The sequence below is a fragment of the Streptomyces sp. NPDC058092 genome (genome assembly GCF_042884935.1).
Lineage (GTDB): Bacteria > Actinomycetota > Actinomycetes > Streptomycetales > Streptomycetaceae > Streptomyces.
The window spans coordinates 121,471-137,042 of the sequence record NZ_JBHVSY010000016.1; the positions used below are offsets into that span (position 1 = coordinate 121,471).

Consider the following 15,572-nt stretch of genomic DNA (forward strand, 5'->3'; position numbering starts at 1 on the left):
CCCGTTGTCACCGCGTTGCCGCCCGGGGTCCATCGAGGTACCGCACGACCGAGGAGGAATCCGATATGAGTACGGACGTCGTAGTGGTCGGAGCGGGCGTGATCGGATCATCGATCGCGCTCGAGCTGTCCCGTGCCGGTCGGCGCGTGACCGTTGTCGACAAGGCGGGGGGCGTGGGGTTCGGATCGACGAGCGCGTCGAGACCGACGACGACTCGGTCAGCCGGCTGTCGCCGTCCGGCTGGTCGGTCTGGGAGGCCGAGTGGAGCGGGAACAGTGTGGTGGCGGTCGCCTCCGACGGGCCCGAAGAGAGCGAGTGGTACTGGGCCGGCATCGTCGTATTTCGCGACGGGGGAGACTTCACAAGCTGAGTCGAGGCGCTCGCCGCGCGCGGTCTCATCGATCCCGCCCGAGTCGCCGTGACCGGCCGCAGTTACGGGGGCTATATGTCGGCGTGGCTGGTCACTCAGGACCAGCGGTTCGCCGCCGCGATTCCGATGGCACCGGTGACCAACTGGATCAGTCAGCACTTCACGTCGAACATCCCCGACTTCGACGAACTGTTCCTCGGCTCCTCCCCGACCGAGCCCGAGGGCCACTTCTTCACCCGTAGCCCGGTCTTCTTCGCCGACCAGGTGCGGACCCCGGTCCTGAATGTCACCGGCGGACGCTACCGATGCACCCCTCCGACACAGGCGATCGAGTTCCACCATGCCCTCACCCACCACGGTGCGGACTCCACGCTCGTCGTCTACCCCTCCGAGGGCCACCACATCGACTTGCCGCACGCGGTGTCCGACCTGCTCACCAGGCTGTTGGGTTTCCTCGACACCCATATGCCCGCCAGTGCCGACCGATAGAACCCATAGACCATGTCGCAAGAACACCCCGCTCAGAAGAGGTCATCCGGCATCGACCTCACGACGGCGAGCTGGGCTCCGGGCGAACGTGATCTGCGGCGATCAATCTTCAGTGTCACAAACCGGCGTTGGTCAGGATCCAGTGGCACAGGACACTTTCGGCTGTCCGTAGTTGATCCTCTCGCCGGACTGCCGCATACCCCGCCGACGCCGGTCAAGGGCATTGTCACGTTGGCTGACCGGGGTGGGATGATCTTCGTGGAGGTCATACCGGGGAGGGGATTGCTGGTGTCGTCCGTGGCGCCGTCGTACAAGGGTCACCGGTACCTCGACACCGAACTCGCCGACCTGGTCGAGAGCATGATCTGCAGAGGGCTCGATGGACGGCAGATCTGGACAGAACTCATGGACCACCACGACTGCTTGATCACATACGGCTCCTTCCGCCACTACATCAGATACGCACGATCCCGGACGACACCGGCATGAGCAGAGGCCAACAGATCAGCCTCCCCTTGACAGCCCGGGTTCAGGATCCGAGGTGTTGTCCGACATCATTCTCGTGAACCGCACTGTGGACTGGGGTGCTGGCGTCGGCCTTTGTCCGGTGGGCTATTCTGTGCGGCCATGAATACCGGGACGGCATTGCGCCACACACGGATTGGTGACCCGGTGCTCTTCTGAGCGCCGTACGGGCCGGTGCGGGCCCGCTGTTCGATCGAGGATCTTGCGCTGCTGCGCGGGCTCCGCCTCCGTCGTGTTGATCACAGGCTCCACACATCAACCACGACAGGAGAATTCATGCCCACCAAGACGCTGCAGATTCCCACCACGGACGGCCAGGCCGACGCCTTCGCCGCCTACCCCGATCACGGCGAGCGGCACCCAGGGGTGCTGATGTACGCGGACGGCTTCGGCATCCGGCCCGTGCTGTGGGAGATGGCCCGCGAACTGGCCGGGCACGGGTACTACGTGCTCGTCCCCAACCTCTTCTACCGGCACGGCCCGGCACCGGTGATCGAACTTCCCGAGCACATCGGAGAAGAGGTCCGGCCCGCGCTCATGGCCCAGTTGATGCCCTTGATCGAGGCGCACACCGCCGAACGTGTCCTGAGCGACGCCGACCCCTACCTCAGGTTCCTCACCACCCAGCCCGAGGTCGGCGCCGGACCGGTCGCGGTGACCGGCTACTGCATAGGCGGCCTCCTGGCGATGCGCACCGCTGCGGCCCACCCCGGCCAGGTGGCCGCCGTCGCCGGATTCCACGGCCCCGTGGGCGCGGACGGGCCCGACGCCCTCGCCGAGATCACCGCCCAGGTCCACTTCGGCCACGCCGAAAGCGACCTGACGCCCGAGGCCCTCGGCGAGCTCAACCGGGCCCTGGACGCCGCGGGTGTCGGCTACACCTCCGAGATCTACCCCGGCACCGTCCACGGGTTCACCATGTCCGACACCGACGCCTTCGATCTCGCCGGACTGCAGCGCCACTGGGACCGCCTGCTCCCCCTCCTGGACCGCACCCTGGCCAACAGCTGAGGCTCCGGCTCGGAAACCAAACCTGAAGCACACGGCTGCGACCAGCAGACTGCGCGACGGGGCACACCGATGTCGGCATGGCTGTGGCCCGCCTGGCCACCGAACGCTGGATGGCCGACGAGCAGGCCGACTTCGTCCGGGAGCTTTCGGCTGGCGCGGCGGAATTGCTCGCCGTCGCCGCCGGGGCGTCTGTCCTTTGACAATCAACTTGGTCCACCTCAATCAGCTGACCTGGGCGGACTTACTTCGATGTCAAAGGATGGTGGCGGAGGTACGTGGTAAACGGGAGCCCGGGGCGCGCCCGGCCCACCACGGAGGCTCATGGCGGCGGCATCGTCGCAGCTGTACCAGGCCCGGGCCAAGGCCCGAAGCCCTTGACCACACGGCCTTGGCCTTTAGGCGAGTGGCTCCGTGGCATCCAGCCACAGAGCCTCCGCAAAAACCCGTTTGGCGGACCACGGCGACCACTGCTAACTTTCGGGAGGCCGTGCGAGAGAACGAGGAGGTGGTACCCGTGAACGTATTGACATGGGTGCTCTCCTCCGGAGTCACGGTCGGGCGATAGGTCGTCCGGGAGCGCCGTTCAAGAGCACTCCCGAAAGGCACGACCATGCAATTCACTTCCGAACAGCGCCTCGACGACGGCGTCCTCGAGCGCGAATTCACCCTCGGCGAGATCCCCGGCACCCTGTGGACGCCAGAATCCCCCGCACCGGCCCCGCTGATCCTGATGGCCCACAACAACGGCCTGCCCAAGGGGGAATCCCGGCTGGTGGCCCGGGCCCGGCACTCCGCGGCGTACGGCTACGCGGTGGCCTCCATCGACGCCCCCGGGTGCGGTGACCGGCCCCGTTCCGCCGTTGATGAGCAGGCTCGCGCCGACCTCCGCCGGGCGATGCAGGCCGGCGAGCCGGTCGATGAGATCTTCGAGTCCTTCATCGGCCCGCTGGTCGAAAAGGCGGTCCCGGAATGGCAGACCACCCTGGACGCCCTCCTTGCGCTGCCCGAGATCGGCGGCCCGGTCGGGTACTCGGGGTGGACCGCCGTCGGCATTCGGCTGGCGGTGGTCGAGCCGCGCATCGCGGCCGCCGGTTTCTTCGCCGGGGGTTATGTGCCCCGCGCCCAGCGCGAAGAGGCCCGGCAGGTCACCGTTCCGTTGCTGTTCCTGCTGCAGTGGGACGACGAGGGGAACCCCCGGCAGCGGGCACTGGACCTGTTCGATGCCTTCGGCAGCAAGGAGAAGACGCTGCACGCCAATCTGGGCGGACACGTCGGTACCCCGTGGTTCGAGGTGGAGGACGGGGACCGGTTCTTCGGCCGGCACCTGAAGTGAGGCCGGGCCGTCAGGCCAGCAGCAGACGGTAAGCGGCGTCGGCCATGATGCCGTCATCGAGGACAGGCCCCGGCCCTCCTCGATGACGGCGCCCGGCAGATGCACAACCGCCCCGATCGCGGCGGTACCGGCCAACGGCGTTACCGGGCGGTCGGGGCGGCGCGAGGGCGTGGACGCCTAGGTTCGGTGTCAAACGCCTCGATTGGATGACATGGCGACTGGCTTCACTGTCCAAGGACAGCGTCCCCGGCGAGCGGGGCATCCCAAGCCGTGACGGCTGTCTCAGCCAATCCGGTCCACCCAGGTCAGCGGCATCTGCGGCGACTAACTTCGCTGAGAAGAGGCAGAAATGCTGGCGCTGGCATGCTCTACGACGCGGAGCAGGGCGGGAGACGAACGCCGCTGTCCGATACTCAGTCCAGCCGGGTCGGGTCCGGCCGCAGCCGCTTCCAGACCGGATGACGCAGACGACCGGCGGCGGTCCACGTGAGGACGGCGACTTCCGCAACCAGTCGCGGTTCGACCCAGTGCGCGTCAGCCACCCGGACCGGGTCAGTGAACGGCGACTCGGTGCGAGCGAGGACTGCCAGGTACGAGGCGAGTTCGCCGCGCTCACGTCCGGACATCCCCGAGCCCACCGACCCTACGTACCGCAGACCGTCCGGCGCGTCCACGCCGACCAGGACCGCACCCGCACCCGGCATGCCCCGGGGTGCACCGCGGCTCTGTGTCCAGCCGCCGATGACGACGTCCAGGGTCTCCACTCTCTTGGTCTTGCGCCAGTGAGGCGAACGGACTCCCGGCGTATACGGGGAAGAAAGTCTCTTGGCGACCAGCCCTTCCAGGCCCTCGCGCACAACGGCGTCCCATGCCTGGGCACCGTGCCCGTGAAGGGATGCGGGCGTCGACCAGTGCGGACCGGCCAGTCCCAGGCCGGACAGGATCTGGCGACGCGCGCGGTATGAGGAGTCGAGCAGCAGGCGGCCGTCAAGGAACATGACATCGAAGATCATCAGATGAACGGGGATCTCCCGTGCCAGACGGGTGGCACGGCGGGGGGTTCGCCACACCCATCCGGCGCTGGAGCAGCCCGAAATCCGGCCGCCCTGCCGGGTCCAGGGCTACGACCTCGCCGTCGAGGACGACACTGCTGCCACGCAAGAATCCGCCCATCGTCTGCAACTCGGGGTACGTGACGGTGACATCACTGCCTGCCCGGGAGGCCAGGTGGACCGCACCGTCGCCTTCAGTCATCAGGACACACCGCGCACCGTCCCATTTGACCTCGAACGCCCAGTCCTCATCCCGCGCGGGCAGCGGTCCCGACATGGCCAGCATCGGCGCGATATACGGCGGCGCGAACCGGGCGCGCCTGGAATTCGAAATCACACCTTCGATGATTGCGCGAAGGACAGGTCTTCGCAGTCCAACCACGGACGGCAACCGCCGAAAGGCGCCCTACCTCGAACAGCACATCTCCCTTAGCTTGCTGAGATGGAGTGGACAACGTTGGGGGCCACACTTCTCGGTGCGACCATCGCCATGGGATCGACAGTCCTCGTGGAGGTGCGCAAAGACCGACGCGAGACGGCTGGTGAGTGGCGACGCAACAAGCGGGAGCTATACAGCGCCTACCTGGCGACGCTTGCGCAGGTTCGCAGCGACCTACAGGTCATCGTCCTTAACCGCTCTCTTCCGGATGCTGAGCGCATCGTAGTGGCGCGGCAGACGTTTGCCAGGTGCTACGAACTGCGCTACCAGCTTGAGGTCTTTGCGCCCCGCGCAGTCGTTGAGCCGGCACTCACGTACTTCCGGAGCGTGCGCAAGCTGAGAGACGCGACCGGCACGGGCATGGAGAACGGCGACGAGGAGTGCGAACGCATCTTCCCAGAGGTGATGAATTCCTTGGCGGACGTCCGAACAGCCATGCGTCTAGACATGGGCACCGACACGCTGGCGACGGACTGATCAGGGGTTGCCCATTCGTGAGTACCGACCGCCTTGGCCAGCCGCCCACGCCACTACATCCCCGGTGCCGGATCGCGGTCCGTCACAGATCCTGTGACTCCGCGTATGCATGGCCACAGCATTCGGGCGAGCCCGCAGGTCAGCGGTTGCTGTCGGTCCGCAGCTGGCCAGTTCGTCGACCGGTGGTCAACCATTCAGGACCCTGGAGTCCATCTGAGGCTGTGGCTGAGCAGCGCAGTTGGCCGGTGTGAGCGCTTCAGTTGGCCAGCGGGGTGGTTGGCGGCGGTCAGGTCCGCCTACCGCTCTCGACTCAGCCGACGCGTCGGACCGATGGCAGCGACGCTGAAGCTGCTCGGGCAAACACTGCCCGGACCAGGCAGGGAGCAACCCCTGCTACGGTACGAGTTACTGCATTGTGCAATCGAGGAGTGGCAGACGTGGTGGGTGAAGACGACATCTCCGGGTGAGATCCGGATTTGACCAGCCACCGGACAGCGCTCAGTAGTGCTGCCGGCGTGGCTGATTCGTCGTACCCCTTTTTCCCACACTGCCCAGGGCAGAGGTCTGTCTGCCCTTAATTCTTCGAGGTCGCTCCATGTCCGACGCTGCCATCGTCTGCTCGAACCTCTCCTTCACCTGGCCTGATGACACCCCGGTCTTCACAGACCTGTCCTTCACCGTGGCCACCGGCCGCACGGGCCTGGTCGCACCCAACGGTTCCGGCAAGAGCACGCTGCTCAAGCTGATCGCCGGAGAACTCAAGCCCGCCACCGGCTCGGTTTCAATCAACGGGACCCTGGGCTACCTCCCGCAGAGCATCCCTCTGACCGGAAACCTCACGGTCGCCGAGGTGCTCGGCATCGCCGCGGTGATCCGCGCCCTGGACGCCGTCGAATCCGGGGACGTGAGCGAGGAGTACTTCACCACCATCGGTGACGACTGGGACATCGAGGAGCGCACCCGCGCCCAGCTCGACCGTCTCGGGCTGGGCGGCCTCGCGCTGGACCGGAGCCTGAGCACGCTCAGTGGCGGCCAGGTCGTCTCCCTCGGCCTCGCCGCCCAGCTGCTCAGGCGCCCCGACGTGCTGCTGCTCGACGAGCCGACCAACAACCTCGATCTGGAAGCCCGGCACAAGCTCTACGACGTGCTGGCGGACTTCAACGGCTGCCTGCTCCTGGTCAGCCACGACCGCGCACTGCTCGACCGCATGGAACGTACCGCCGAACTCGCTAGCGATGAACTGCGCTTCTACGGCGGCAACTTCACCGAGTACCAGGAGGCCGTGCGCGCCGAGCAGGAGGTCGCGGAGAAGAACGTCCGCAACGCCGAGCAGGAGCTGAAGCGAGAGAAGCGGGAGATGCAGCAGGCCCGCGAGCGCGCCGAACGCCGCCAGAGCAACGCCGCCCGCAACCTCAAGAACGCAGGCCTGCCCCGCATCTTCGCCGGCAACATGAAGCGCGGCGCGCAGGAGTCTGCGGGCCGGGCCGGCCAGATGCACTCGTCCCGGGTCAGCGAGGCCAAGGCCCGGCTCGACGAGGCCGGACGCGCCCTGCGCGAGGAACAGCGCCTCACCCTTGAACTGCCCGACACCCAGGTGCCCGCTGGACGCAACCTCTTCCTCGGCGAGGGGATGCAGGTGCACCACGCCGGCCAGGCCGTGTTCGCCGACGGCGGCGTCGACCTGACTATCCGCGGCCCCGAGCGAATCGCGCTGACCGGGCCCAACGGTGCCGGAAAGACCACCCTGCTGCGGCTGATCACCGGCGATCTCGCGCCGGACAGCGGGGAGATCACGCGCAACGACGGACGGATCGCCTATCTCTCGCAGCGCCTGGACCTGCTGGAACTGGACCGCACCGTGGCGGAGAATTTCGCCGCGTTCGCCCCCGAGCGGCCCGAGGCGGAGCGGATGAATTTGCTCGCCCGATTCCTCTTCCGGGGCGCCCGCGCGCACTTGCCGGTGGGGGTACTCTCTGGCGGTGAACGGCTGCGCGCCACCCTGGCCTGCGTGCTGTGCGCCGAACCGGCCCCTCATCTGCTCCTGCTCGACGAGCCGACCAACAACCTCGACCTGGTCAGTGCGGGCCAGCTCGAGAGCGCGCTCGACTCCTACCAGGGCGCGTTCATGGTGATCAGCCACGACGAGCGGTTCCTTGCCAAGATCGGGGTGAACCGCTGGCTGCGGCTCGCCGACGGAGCTCTCGAGGAGACCGGAGCCCCCGCGGTGTGAGTCGTCGGCGTGTTGAGTGGCCCGCGTCCGAGGCCCCGTGCCCGGCGGGCCGACCATCGATCACGTTGGACGGTTTTCTGTGCCCCAGCCCGCTCTGCTCGCCCACGAACTCGTCCGCAACCTCGGGGGCCGACGGGTTCTCGACGGCGTCTCCCTGACCGCTTCCCCCGGCCATCGCATCGGCCTGATCGGGGAGAACGGTGTCGGCAAGTCCACCCTGCTGCGCGTACTGGCCGGCGTGGACCAACCCGACGCAGGAAGCGTCTCGCGCCCCGGTGACATCGGCTTCCTGCACCAGGAAATGCCTTTCGAGGCCGCCTCGTCCATCACGGCCGTACTGGACGAGGCGCTGCGTGAGGCCCGCGAGGACGTCACGGAACTCGAACGGCTCGGCGTGGAACTCGCCCGTGTCCCCGAGGACGCCCCCGGCCACCAGGAACTCCTCGACGCCTACGGCAGGCGGCTTGAGCAGGCCCAAGACCGGGAGTCCTGGGACGCCGATCGCCGCGCGGCCCTGGTGCTCGATGGGCTGGGCCTCGGCGCGGTCGGGCACGACCGCACTCTCGGCTCCCTGTCTGGCGGACAGCGAGGCCGGCTCGCCCTGGCCGCGCTGCTTGTCCGACGGCCGTCGGCGCTGCTGCTGGACGAGCCGACCAACCACCTCGACGACGACGCCGCCGCCTTCCTGGAGGAACAGATCCGGGGCCTGCCCGCAACGGTGGTGGTCGCCAGTCACGACCGGGCGTTCCTTGACGCTGTCTGCACCCACCTGGTCGACCTCGACCCGACGGTGGACGGCCCGGTCCGCTACGGCGGCAACTACAGCGCCTATCTGGGTGAGAAGCGCGCCGAGCGGGAGCGCTGGGAGCGGCGGTACGCCGAGGAGCAGGAGGAGCTGGAGGGACTACGTCACGCGGCGGGCGTGACAGCGCACCTGGTCGCGCCGGACCGGGGACGACAGGACAACGAGAAGATGGGCTACGGCCACCGGGCGGGCCGGGTGCAGAACCAGATTTCCCGCCGGGTGCGCAATGCCACGCGGCGGCTGGAGGAATTGGAGCGCACCCAGGTCGCCGAGCCGCCGCGCCCCCTGCGGTTCGCGGCCGGGGAACTGGCCGCGCGGGCAGAGGAAGGCCCGCCGTCCCTGGTGTCTCTGCGGGACGTACGGGTTTCTGGCCGACTCACTCTGGACGCCCTGGAGGTGTCCGCAACCGACCGGCTGTTGGTCACGGGCAGCAACGGGGCGGGCAAGTCGACGCTGCTCGCCGTGCTCGCCGGACGACTTGCCGCCGAGGGCGAGGTACGCAGGCGGAGCCGACTGACGGTGGGGCTGCTCGCCCAGGACACCGTGTTCGACCGGGACGACCGCACAGTCCACGACACCTACGAGCTGTTGCTGGGGGCGACGCGGGCCGAGAAGGTGCCGCTGAGCTCGCTCGGTCTGATGCACGCGGCGGACTTGGACAAACCCGTCGGCCAGCTGTCCGTCGGCCAGCGCCGGCGGCTCGCGCTGGCCCTCCTGGTGGCCCGTCCGCCCCAGTTGCTGCTGCTCGACGAACCCACCAACCATCTCTCCCCGCGCCTGTGCGACGAACTGGAGGAGGCCTTGAGGACCGGCCCGGGCGCGATCGTCCTCGCGAGCCACGACCGCTGGCTTCGCCGACGTTGGCAGGGGCGCGAGATCCGATTGGAGCCGGGACGCGGTCAGCGGGAGAACACGGCGGCGGCCCGTTCCCGGTCCTGACCGAGGGCCAACCCGGCGCTCACTCGCCGTCGTCCCCGTCCTCGACGACTGGGTCGGAAGGCACACCAACCACTGCGACGTCATCGACCACGCTGAGGGGTTCCCGAGGGTCGTGCGGGTGGGAGGGCGTCGGCCCTTCTGCGGGCGGGGCGTTCCTGGGCGGGCGTCAGTCAGACGCGGTCTCCGAGGCCGTGCGTCGGCGGCGGGCGGCACGAGATGACCGGGCAGAGGAACCTGCGGACCCGCAAACAGAGAGCGACCCGTCTGCCTCCGCTGGGCACATCAGCGGGACATCGCAGGTAGGAGCTGTGAATCCGCTGTGACCAGCTAGGCGCTGGACTTCGTCCGACAGCGGGACCTGCTGGCGAACCACGACTTCGACTACGGCCGGCAGTGCCACCAGCAGCAGTTCATCAAGGCGGTGCTGCACCAGGTGGTGACCGACGGCCTGAACTCGCCGACCAAGCTGCCGGGCTGCTGTCTGCGGTCGGCAAGGCCATGACCGTCGACGACGGCGGCATCCCGCTGGAGGACTGGGCCTTTGCCATGCGGGGGATCCGCCCCGACTCGATCACCACGATCAAGACCAACAACGGCACGTTCAACAGCCGCACCGTGCCGGGCGTCGGCAGCGCCGAGATCCTCAGCCCGACCAGCATGCAACTGCTGCAGGCGGTCCGGGACGACACCGTCGACGCGTTCGTCGCCGCCCACCCGGACTGGGGTGGCCGACTCCGGGCCGGCGGCGCCTGCCCAGTAGACGGTGCTCCGTCGGCGGTCAGAGGCCGAGCGACACGGGTTCGGCGCGGCTGAGTCGACGCCCGGTCGCAACAGATGACCACGTGAACCGGTGGGCCGCAACGCCGAGATCGGCGTCGCGGCCCACCCTTCCTTTCTGCCCCTTGACCACGGCTCGACCGTGGTCAAGCCGAGTTGAGTTAACGACTCACGGCTTACTTCCCGTGTTCGGCACCGCGTGCATGACGGTCAGCGTCATGCTGTTGTTCTTGTAGGACACCCGGAACACGTAACCGCCCACGTTCAGGGCCCGGTTCTCCGGCAGCGCGTGGAAGGCGCCCTTGATCGAGCTACCGCTCATGATCGTGAACACGGTGCCCGGGGTCAGCTCGCCCCGCACGTCCAGGTCCAGCTCACCGTCCAGCACCAGGTTCCCCGCCGCCCGGACGCTCGTGTAGTCCCGGTCGCCGGAGATCGTGACGGCAACGCGACCCTGCTTGCCGATGGTCGCGTTCCCGCCGACGTTCAGGACATTGCCTGCGGCGCCGGAAGCGCCGGTGGTCTGCGCGGCCTCGTCGGCCGTGAGACCGGGCCGCAGCACGCCGTGGCTGACGTTGATGCTGTCACCCACGGTGCCGCTGCCGCCGAGCGTTCCGCCGCGCACGTCGACAGCGCTCGCGTGCGAGCCGACGACCGAAAGTTTGCCGTCGAGGACGGTGCTCGTCCCGTGCCAGGCCTCGCTGCCGGTGAGGAACAGGGTGCCGTCGCCACGCTTCGTGAGGCTGCCCTCGTAGGCGCGGGCCTCGCGGGCCTGCTCACGGCGGACCCCGATGGCGTAGTCCGACTTGTCGGCGTCGCTCGCGCCGGCCGGCAGGCCCTTGGTCCAGCCCTTGGCGGCCTTGGTCGCTGCCCAGGCGGCCGCCTCGGCGGCGTCCTCCTGCTGGCGGGCCCGGATCGCGACGTCCGAGATGTCGTTCGACCACACGTCGTCGCGCCCCTGCGTGTCGACGACGAACGGCCCCAGGAACTGGCCCGGGCCGTTCATGGCCTCCCGCAGGCTGACCGTGCCCCAGCCGTTGCGGCCGTCCGGCACCTGCACGGTCTGGCCGGCGGTGGGGTTCAGCACGGCCTTGCCATCCGCGTCACTGATCGTGTTGTTCTGCCGGCCGGTGGTGAACATCGTGTAGAGCGCCTGCTCGTTGGTCATGTATGGGAAGCGCTGCATGATCAACGACAGTGCGGCCGCCGAGTGCGGGCCGGCCATCGACGTCCCCGACGAACTGCCGTAACGGGGCTCGGGCACGCCGTTGACGACCGACACGGTCGTGCTGTTGATGCTGTTGGCCGGCGCCGTCACGCAGGACCACTTCGCGACGCCGCACTGGTTGAACGTCTGCTGGCCGGGGACCAGGACGGAGCCGTCAGGGTTGAACGTGCGCCCCAGGGTGGGGTTGATCCCCGACGTCGTGTACCAGCTGCCCTCCAGCTCGGGCATGAAGTACGGCGCGGCGCCTCGCGGCGACGGGTTCACGTAGCCGCTGTTACCGGCGGTGAACTGGATGACCGTGCCGGTACGCGCGGCCTCGATGGCACCGTTCAGCCAGTGGGCGGAGCTGCCGTTCGCGTCGACGACGCCGTCCGGAGTGGACCAGAGGCGCCATGCCGTGTTCAGACCGAAGCCCGCAGGGCTGCCGGGCGGCGTGTCATACGTGTTGTAGTTTTCCGTGTTGGGCTGGCTACCCCAACTGCTGGTGGTGATCCTGATGGGCTCGCCGTTCGCCGTCTTGGCGGAGTTCACGGCCCGGTAGACATTGCCGATGTAGGCGTCGTCCGGCGTCTGCGCGGCGGTCGCGTTCGCCGGCAGGAGACCGTACAGCACGCCGTCCGTCTTGCCGGTGTTGCCCATGTACACGTTGCTGTTGAACGCCACGCCGTGCATGTTGGCATCCGGCCCGGCCGGTTGCGTCTCGCCGACGCCGTCGCGGCTCGCACCGATGGTCCCGCTGACGTGGGTGCCGTGGCTGTCGTTGAGCGCCGGGTTGTAGAACCCCGCCGTGGGGCCCGTCTGGCCGCCCTGGGCCTCCACTGAGAAGTAGCGGTCCCCGACCGCGTAGTTCGTGTCCAGGCTTCCGTGCTCCCGGACGTGCCCGGCGAAGACGCCCGAGTCGACGACGCCGATGTTCATCCCGGTGCCGGAGTAGCCGGCGGCGTAGGCGAATTCGGCTCCCATCGACACCAGGCCGGCGTCCCGGTTGAACTCAGGGGTACGCCAGCTCGCTGCGTCGCCGAGCCGGCCGGGATCTCCCTCGTAGGTCTTGATCGGCGGTGGCAGGGGCACCTGCCCCATCGCCGGCTGCGCGGCGACGCCGAGCACCACTATCGGTATCAGCGCTGCGATCAGCGCCGGCTTCACGCGTTTTATGTTCGACACTCCGAAACCCCTCCAAGATCGATTGCGCCGGATGCTATTCCTGCTTCCGGAGCGGAACAAGGTGTCGGCGGACACGTTTCTATCTACGTTGGAAGTAAGCACCAGAAGCCGGACGATCCGTGACGTGGCAGCGCTGGCGGACGTGCCCTGGACGGTGCGTGCCAGGCGGGCGGCCGGGTACCGGCGCCGTGCCCACCACCGGCGCAGCGCGTAGTCGGTGCCGCTGGCCACGCCTCGCGGGCCAGCTCCCGTTCAGCGGACCGGAAACAGGTGCTGACCTGGACGAACGCGGGAACTCACCATCACTGATGCCAAAGCGGGAGGTCGCGCCCGCCCCCGTATTGGCTCACCTGCCGCGATCCCGTCACTTCGGGTCGAAGGAGAGCCATGTACCGGCGAGGCCCTGCTGACCCGCCCCGGGCTGGGACCAGTCGCAGACACCGGTTCGGAAGATCGCCTTCAGATCCTCGAACTGGCCGTCGGTCACCGGCACTCGGTAGTCGGAGCGGACCACGGGACGCTTGCGGCACTTGACGATGTCGTTGGCCACATCGGCTCCGGCGACCATACGCGGCGATGTCCACACCGGGTAGAGGGTGTTGCACTCGGTGTTGTCGATGCCCTCGACCTGGGGCTCCGTGATCTTCTTCGCACCGATGCCGCGGGTCCAGCAGGCGTCCGTGAGACCCTGCGGCTGGTGGCGGACGATCTTCTCGATGGGGGCGTCGTTGCCGGAGTCGCCCTTGATGCCGGTGAGCCACTGGTCCATGTCGGACAGCATCCCGGCGAGAGTGAATCCGTGCCCGTTGGAGCGGGTGAGCATGACCTGGTTGGCGTGGGTGCCGTTGGCCTTGTCCAAGCGCGCACGGGTGGAGAAGGAGTGGAAGCGCATGTGCATGTCGCCGGCCGCCGCGTCGTCCGTGTAGTCGCGGTAGTCGATGATCGGAACGTCGGCGAGACCGCCACCGCCGTTCAGCATGCGGCCCGTGCGGTAGGCCGTCCGTACCGCCTTGAGATCGGCGACGGTGCGCTCGGCGGCGGGCTTGGCGTCGTCGTCGAGGCCGCCGATGCGCCGGTTCAGGTCGATGAACTGGTCCACGTCGATGGTCCCCTTGTTCAGGGCCTCAAGTCCGTACTGGATACCGGTGTTGTCGAGCGGCCTGCGCGCCTTCCCGGTCTCCGGCACCTCGCCGTAGACGTTCACGGTGTGGCTGTAGACGTCGCAGCGGGCACCGTCCGGATTGGTGTCGGGGTCGTAGCGCTGCCCCTCGGGCAGCTGGGGCGGGCAGAACACCGTGGGGTCGATACGGCCGCCCGCCCTGGCCAGGCTGCCGATGCTCTCCCACTTGCCGAACCCGGAGACCGCCTTCTGCTGGTCCTTGGTGAAAGCGTCCGGTGCGACTTCCTTGAAGTAGTGGTTCAGGAGCTGGGCGTCGCTGAGCGTCTGAATCGTCCCGAAGCCGACGTCGGGGAAGCTGCAGCCGGAGAGGATGCCGTCCAGCAGACCCGGGTAGTTGTCGGCGATCTGGTGGGTCTGGTACGAGCCGCCGGAGCAGCCGTTTCCGATGGTGAAGGCCGGGTCGCCGTACGTCTCCACGAAGCGTTCCTTGACCATACTCATGGTCTCGGCGGCCAGCAGGTCGTTGCAGTTGTTGCCGAAGACGTTCAGCGTGGACGATGCGACGCCATAGCCCTTGCTCAGATACGTGTCATTCATGATGCCGACGGTGTTGCGGCCCTGGACGTACCAGCCGCCGTTACAGCCCCCGCCGAAGCCGTACACGAGGCGCCCGTTCCAGCCCGGCCCACGCTGCAGCGGGTCGGGGGTGCCGGACTTCGGGTCGTGCAGCACGGCTGTCTCGTAGATGCCACGGTTGATGGTGCCGGTCTCGACGCGGACGATGTACGGCACCTTCTTGCCCGCGCTCGTCGTGGCGGTCGCCAGGTCGGCGGGAAGGACGTTCTCGTCGGGCAACGGAACGAACTTGCCGGCCGTGGTGCGATACATGTAATCGACACGGGTCTTGACCGAGCAGTCCTTGTCGATCGGCTGCCCGAGGGTGCCGCCGGTGACCGTCTTGAACTCGGCGGTGTCACAGACGAACGGCTGCTCGTGCGGCCCGGCGAACACCGGCCCCGTGATGGGGTGGTTCTTCAGGGTCAGTTGTCCGGCGTCCGCGCCCTGAGCCCTGGCCGTGAGCCTGTTGTCGCCCTTGGACAGCTCCTTCACCACGCCCATCAGCGCATTTTCGCCGGACGGCCGGAAGCTCGAGGTCACGTCTCGGCCTTCCACCTCGACCCGGACTTTGTCGGCCGCTATGGAGACGGGCACCTCGACACGTATCAGGGCGTCGTCTCCCGACACCGTGCCGGGCCGCGACGACACGGCCGTCACCTGCAGCTTCTCGCGTTCCTGGCTGCCGGCCGGGGTCGCCGACGCGCCTACCAGCACGCCCATGAACGCTATGCCGGCAAGGCCCAGTTCGACCGGTCTCGCGGCTCCTCTGAACGACACGACGGAACTCGCCTCACTTTCTGGAGTCGGAATTCGTGCTCAGTGTGCAGACACGGGCTGTGGGCCCGCCGGGACGGTGATGCGGATGCCCCGTTGTCATGGTGTGCGGCTTCCCAGCCAGTAACCGGAAGGGGACCCGCTTCTTGTCCGGCCTCCCGTTCGGTACCGGATGGGACACAAGGGTTGTACGCGGCTTTCGATTCCGCGGGGGCGGGCCC

12 protein-coding genes and 2 pseudogenes are annotated in these 15,572 nt (G+C 68.1%); 11 read left to right on the forward strand and 3 right to left on the reverse strand.

Annotated elements, in window-relative coordinates:
- The first annotated feature begins 65 nt into the window (after positions 1-65).
- The 6 genes and pseudogenes from ACFVV1_RS25310 (at position 66) to ACFVV1_RS25335 (ending at position 3,728) form a co-directional block, all read left to right on the forward strand.
- A complete protein-coding gene (locus ACFVV1_RS25310; protein WP_389993256.1) occupies positions 66-422 on the forward strand; it encodes an FAD-dependent oxidoreductase in 357 nt (118 codons plus the stop codon).
- Positions 383-859: pseudogene (locus tag ACFVV1_RS25315) on the forward strand (alpha/beta hydrolase family protein); the annotation flags it as partial. The gene ACFVV1_RS25310 and the pseudogene ACFVV1_RS25315, both read left to right, overlap by 40 nt.
- 249 nt (positions 860-1,108) lie before the next feature.
- Positions 1,109-1,348: a hypothetical protein gene (locus ACFVV1_RS25320; RefSeq protein ID WP_389993259.1), complete on the forward strand. Its 240-nt coding sequence runs from the start codon at positions 1,109-1,111 to the stop codon at positions 1,346-1,348.
- A gap of 312 nt (positions 1,349-1,660) precedes the next feature.
- Entirely contained in the window at positions 1,661-2,395 is a 735-nt protein-coding gene (locus ACFVV1_RS25325) for a dienelactone hydrolase family protein (protein ID WP_389993262.1), read from the forward strand.
- A 77-nt stretch (positions 2,396-2,472) separates the two neighbouring features.
- The gene (locus ACFVV1_RS25330) at positions 2,473-2,595 is read left to right on the forward strand and encodes a hypothetical protein (protein ID WP_389993265.1); all 123 of its coding nucleotides are present in this window, start codon (positions 2,473-2,475) and stop codon (positions 2,593-2,595) included.
- 410 nt (positions 2,596-3,005) lie between these two features.
- Entirely contained in the window at positions 3,006-3,728 is a 723-nt protein-coding gene (locus ACFVV1_RS25335; protein ID WP_389993268.1) for a dienelactone hydrolase family protein, read from the forward strand.
- A gap of 413 nt (positions 3,729-4,141) precedes the next feature.
- Here ACFVV1_RS25335 and ligD read toward each other — a convergent pair.
- A pseudogene (gene ligD, locus ACFVV1_RS25340) lies at positions 4,142-5,066 on the reverse strand (non-homologous end-joining DNA ligase).
- Between the two features lie 156 nt (positions 5,067-5,222).
- On the opposite strand from ligD, the gene ACFVV1_RS25345 reads away from it, so the two are divergent.
- The 5 genes from ACFVV1_RS25345 (at position 5,223) to ACFVV1_RS25365 (ending at position 10,483) form a co-directional block, all read left to right on the forward strand.
- Positions 5,223-5,696 carry a hypothetical protein gene (locus ACFVV1_RS25345; RefSeq protein WP_389993271.1) on the forward strand — a complete coding sequence of 158 codons (474 nt, stop codon included), beginning with the start codon at positions 5,223-5,225 and terminating at the stop codon, positions 5,694-5,696.
- Between the two features lie 595 nt (positions 5,697-6,291).
- Positions 6,292-7,926 (forward strand): ribosomal protection-like ABC-F family protein, encoded by a 1,635-nt coding sequence (gene abc-f, locus ACFVV1_RS25350; RefSeq protein ID WP_389993274.1) that lies wholly within the window; start codon positions 6,292-6,294, stop codon positions 7,924-7,926.
- Between the two features lie 79 nt (positions 7,927-8,005).
- Entirely contained in the window at positions 8,006-9,670 is a 1,665-nt protein-coding gene (locus ACFVV1_RS25355; RefSeq protein ID WP_389993277.1) for an ABC-F family ATP-binding cassette domain-containing protein, read from the forward strand.
- Positions 9,671-10,004: 334 nt separating this feature from the next.
- Positions 10,005-10,172, forward strand: coding sequence for a hypothetical protein (locus tag ACFVV1_RS25360; RefSeq protein ID WP_389993403.1), 168 nt, complete (start codon positions 10,005-10,007; stop codon positions 10,170-10,172).
- Positions 10,169-10,483: a hypothetical protein gene (locus ACFVV1_RS25365; protein WP_389993280.1), complete on the forward strand. Its 315-nt coding sequence runs from the start codon at positions 10,169-10,171 to the stop codon at positions 10,481-10,483. The genes ACFVV1_RS25360 and ACFVV1_RS25365 overlap by 4 nt, the downstream gene beginning before the upstream one ends.
- Positions 10,484-10,616: 133 nt before the next feature.
- On the opposite strand, the gene ACFVV1_RS25370 is transcribed toward ACFVV1_RS25365, so the two are convergent.
- Positions 10,617-13,070, reverse strand: a complete 2,454-nt coding sequence (locus tag ACFVV1_RS25370; RefSeq protein ID WP_389993283.1) for a S8 family peptidase — start codon at positions 13,068-13,070, stop codon at positions 10,617-10,619.
- Between the two features lie 133 nt (positions 13,071-13,203).
- The gene (locus ACFVV1_RS25375) at positions 13,204-15,297 is read right to left on the reverse strand and encodes a DUF6351 family protein (protein ID WP_389993285.1); all 2,094 of its coding nucleotides are present in this window, start codon (positions 15,295-15,297) and stop codon (positions 13,204-13,206) included.
- Positions 15,298-15,572 lie beyond the last annotated feature (275 nt).

Excerpts from the sequence above, each read along its gene's own strand:
- ACFVV1_RS25375 (WP_389993285.1), bottom strand. The coding sequence starts at position 15,297 with ATGGGCGTGCTGGTAGGCGCGTCGGCGACCCCGGCCGGCAGCCAGGAA.
- ACFVV1_RS25365 (WP_389993280.1), top strand. The coding sequence starts at position 10,169 with ATGACCGTCGACGACGGCGGCATCCCGCTGGAGGACTGGGCCTTTGCC.
- abc-f (WP_389993274.1), top strand. The coding sequence starts at position 6,292 with ATGTCCGACGCTGCCATCGTCTGCTCGAACCTCTCCTTCACCTGGCCT.
- ACFVV1_RS25335 (WP_389993268.1), top strand. The coding sequence starts at position 3,006 with ATGCAATTCACTTCCGAACAGCGCCTCGACGACGGCGTCCTCGAGCGC.
- ACFVV1_RS25310 (WP_389993256.1), top strand. The coding sequence starts at position 66 with ATGAGTACGGACGTCGTAGTGGTCGGAGCGGGCGTGATCGGATCATCG.
- ACFVV1_RS25345 (WP_389993271.1), top strand. The coding sequence starts at position 5,223 with ATGGAGTGGACAACGTTGGGGGCCACACTTCTCGGTGCGACCATCGCC.
- ACFVV1_RS25320 (WP_389993259.1), top strand. The coding sequence starts at position 1,109 with ATGATCTTCGTGGAGGTCATACCGGGGAGGGGATTGCTGGTGTCGTCC.
- ACFVV1_RS25325 (WP_389993262.1), top strand. The coding sequence starts at position 1,661 with ATGCCCACCAAGACGCTGCAGATTCCCACCACGGACGGCCAGGCCGAC.
- ACFVV1_RS25330 (WP_389993265.1), top strand. The coding sequence starts at position 2,473 with ATGGCTGTGGCCCGCCTGGCCACCGAACGCTGGATGGCCGACGAGCAG.